The following is a 3,840-nucleotide window of genomic DNA, read 5'->3' on the forward strand; positions in this document are numbered from 1 at the left end:
ATTTATATTGTTGTGAGTGTATGTGTTTTTTGGATTTATCTTCCATTCCTTTTGCTAGGGGGGGCAATCTTTTTCAGTCGCATAGGAAGTACTTTGTTATACAAAGAACCGCGTCGTGATTTCTAGAGAATGAGTTTGCTATCATTCTAGTTCATCTATCAGGAGTATAAACTTGTTTGTCGCAAGACATATTAGCGCAAGTTCCGAAGAAACGTTGAAATTCAACCATACTCCTGAGTCAGTTAGGTTATTTGAATTTCCCAAATTTTTTAGAATTAGGCAAAATATCGGTTGAATCTTTGAATCCTGCCTAATTCTTAATTGTATTTAGGGTCTTACCCTAATTTATTGTTTGACGTCCTTCAGGAAGCCTTCGATATCATGTCGGATACCTTCGGATAAGGAGAGAAGTTCCGTGGTGGCTTCAAGCATCGTATCCATGGATTCCTTACTAGTTTCTGTCATTTGGCTTACATTCCCGATTTTGTTACGAATATCTTCGGTGCCAGATGCAGCTTGGTTGGAACTATATTTTATAGCATTAAAGGTGTTGATACAGTTCTCGATCAGAAACTTGATTTCTTAGATTCCGTTTGGGAAAGGATAGATGAGCTAGAAAATAATATTAAATCCCATTGTTCTTAAATTATTTCAGAATCAAGCGGATCATAGGCGGGGAGGCTATTTCCAATTTGTCTTTTTGATCATAGTTAAGAATATATTGCTTCATTCCTTCTGTATGGGTTAACAGCTCGCCTTTATTGATTTTTTTAGCGGTATAATTGAAGGCATCTTCATAGCCAGTGTTTAATAAATCTTCTAATATTGTCAGGGCCTTATCTTTGCTAAGACTTGGAAGTGAGTAATTATATTCGAGATTAAAAATCGTATCGACTATTTTCAAACCTGCTGATTGATCACCTAATTCCAGCGCGCGATTATACCATAAGACAGTTGGATATAGATCATTTCTATGATCTGCGAAATGTTCTGCAATCTCGATTGCAACATTGGGATTTGTAGTTTTTTTTAAGGTATCGGTATCTGTAAAGGCTTTCTCTAACAGAGGGCTTATAGGTGTGTGGGAAATCAAATGAGCATCCCGCTCTTGAAAGTAATCTCTGCTGAAGCCTTCTTTTACAAAGTGAGGAGAATAGAGTAAATATTCTTTATAAAGCTGATAAGCTTTGTCAGTATCCTGTTTCACGCCGATCCCATTTTCAACAAAATAAGCATATCGAAAGGCCAAATCGTCTCGATAGCTGACATTCAAATATTTCTTTAGTAAATCGGCGGCTGCCTTTTGATTTTTAGGGAGGCAAATCCCTTTTTCGAGGAAATATGATTTCCAGAAAATGGCACCAAATGCAGATGAATAAAAAAGCGGCTCCGGATAAATATATTTATCAATATTTTCTAGAGCCGTTTTACAATCGTTATTGCGTAAGGCGGGCTGAATCCTGTTTTGGACCGAAAGGGACATCATATGATTTTCGGAAAGGGTGAAGTCTATTAATCCTTCTTGTGCATAGCTAGAAGGTGTGAACATTGCCATGCTGGCAAAGATCAAACTCGCTTTAGAAATTAAACCCAAATATGCTCTCATAATTCATGCTCCCGCTTTAGCTAGGAGAGTTATGGGAGGAATAGGATTTATTTTTCTTAATACTCATTAATATCCGGTTGTCCTTTTTTGTTAGTTGATGGTTTTTACATCCTTCAGGAAGCCTTCGATATCATGTCGGATACCTTCGGATAAGGAGAGAAGTTCCGTGGTGGCTTCAAGCATCGTATCCATGGATTCTTTACTGGTATCTGTCATCTGGTTTACATCCCCGATCTTGTTGCGAAGATCTTCGGTGCCTGATGCAGCTTCTTGGGTGTTGCGGGCAATTTCTTGTGTGGTTGCCCCTTGTTCCTCAACGGCGGCCGCAACGGCTGTGCCGATTTCAGACAGGTTGGAAATAATATCATTGATCTGATTAATGGCGACCACGGTATCTTGTGTGTCGGTTCTGATCTTGTTGATATGATCTGAAACTTCATCTGTGGCTTTTGCGGTTTGAGAGGCAAGTGACTTCACTTCATTTGCCACAACAGAGAAACCTTTACCGGCTTCCCCCGCACGGGCCGCCTCAATGGTGGCGTTGAGGGCCAATAGATTTGTTTGTTCGGAAATATCATTAATCATGGTGATGACTTCACCAATTTTATGAGTAGATTCATTTAAACTATTTACCAGTTCCAGACCTTTTTGGGTTTCTTCTGCCGCATGGTCTGAAATGCTGCTGGAATGGGCAACCTGTCCGCTGATTTCCTGAATGGTATTTACCAGTTCCTCGGTGGCTGCCGCCACACTGCCGACATTTTGTGAGGCACTATCCGTCACCAATGTCACATCACCTGCTAAATTGCTGGTATTTTCAACGGTGCCTTGCATATTTTCAGCCGTGCCACGCATATGGTCCGACGCCCCCTGCACAGCGGTGAGGGATTTGTTGATATTCTCTTCAAATCTTTGGACTAGGTTATGTAACTGTTCCGCTTTTCGTAGATTGGTTTCCTGTTCCAAAATACGTTCTTCGGCATTTTGTTCACTTTTAATAATGCGTTCTTTAAAATCGGATAGGATTTCAGCAATTTTACCGAAGGCGGTTTGTGGATCAAGATCGGGCACCGTCGCGTTTTTTGCGTCTTTTGCCAATTCCTGCATGGATTCCACAAGTTTCAGCATTGGACCTGCAATATTGCGGCCCAAGAACAAGCCGGTCACCGTGGCAAAGACCACCATACCCAGCATCAGATAGAGCATGAATTGACCAAGTTTAATGGCGGATGCCACGGCCTCATCTTCATGAAGTTCCGCAACAACGGCCCAAGTCACGCCTTCGATCGTAATCGGGGTGAAGGCAGATAAATAGTCGACCCCATCGTCACCTGTATAATGTAAAACCCCACTTTCGCCTGCTAAAGCATCTGCGACCGCTTGGTTTTCTTTGCTCTCAATCGCAATCATATATTCGTCAGAGAAACGGGAATTACTGCGCATCTTCATATCTGGCCCCACCAGATAAGCTTCGCCTGTTTCCCCCATGCCTTCCGATTGGTTCATCACCTGATTGATGACTGTTTCAGGTAATTGAAAAGCAACAGCCCCGACAAACCGTCCTTTTTTGGATAGGATTGGCGCCGCAATAAAGCTTGTTGGTTTGTCATCCAATGCCGAGTAAGCAGTGAAATCTGAAAAAGCAATCTGAGATGGATCGTTAATCTTCAAGGCTTGTTTAAAGACCTGTCCTAGCCCTGAATTCTTAAAGGGGCCACTCATAAGATTGGTTGCGAAATCGATGTTTTTGTTGACGCTATAAACAACATTTCCTTCTTTATCCATCAGATAAAGTTCGTTCAGGCCCTTCTCTTGCGCGAAACGTTTATAGAAAAGATGGTGTTTCTTATGGGCTTTCCGATAGGAACTTTTAAAACCTTTAGGGTCAATAAACTCAGCTCTTGCATCTGGACTATTTGGATTATTGGTGATGAAGACATCTTGGAAAACTTCGGTTTTTTCCCCTTTGGTCATCAACCAACCTGTTTCAAATTCTCCAAAGGAGGTATTGGTGGAAGGTGTCGCCGCTAAAAGTAAAATATCTTCCTTTAATCTGGTCATTAACAGATCAATGGTTTCAGCTTTTGAAAATACCTGTGCGGATAGTTTTTCTTCTGCTTGTTTTGATAAAGCATCACTGGCTAGAAAATATCCAGCAGAACCGATCACGATGGCGGTTAACAAAGACAAAAAGATCGTTGTCGCAGGTATTAACTTATTTAACGAAATTCTAA

2 protein-coding genes are annotated in these 3,840 nt (G+C 41.2%); both read right to left on the reverse strand.

Features of this window, described 5'->3' with window-relative positions; all coding sequences use genetic code 11:
- Positions 1–646: 646 nt before the first annotated feature.
- The gene (locus tag E1160_RS00430) at positions 647–1,555 is read right to left on the reverse strand and encodes an SEL1-like repeat protein (RefSeq protein ID WP_155153022.1); all 909 of its coding nucleotides are present in this window, start codon (positions 1,553–1,555) and stop codon (positions 647–649) included.
- Positions 1,556–1,696: 141 nt separating this feature from the next.
- Positions 1,697–3,840: methyl-accepting chemotaxis protein (locus E1160_RS00435; protein ID WP_155153023.1), on the reverse strand; the 2,144-nt coding region annotated here is incomplete at its 5' end.

The organism is Curvivirga aplysinae (genome assembly GCF_009711445.1).
GTDB classification, from domain to species: Bacteria; Pseudomonadota; Alphaproteobacteria; order UBA8366; family Aestuariispiraceae; genus Curvivirga; species Curvivirga aplysinae.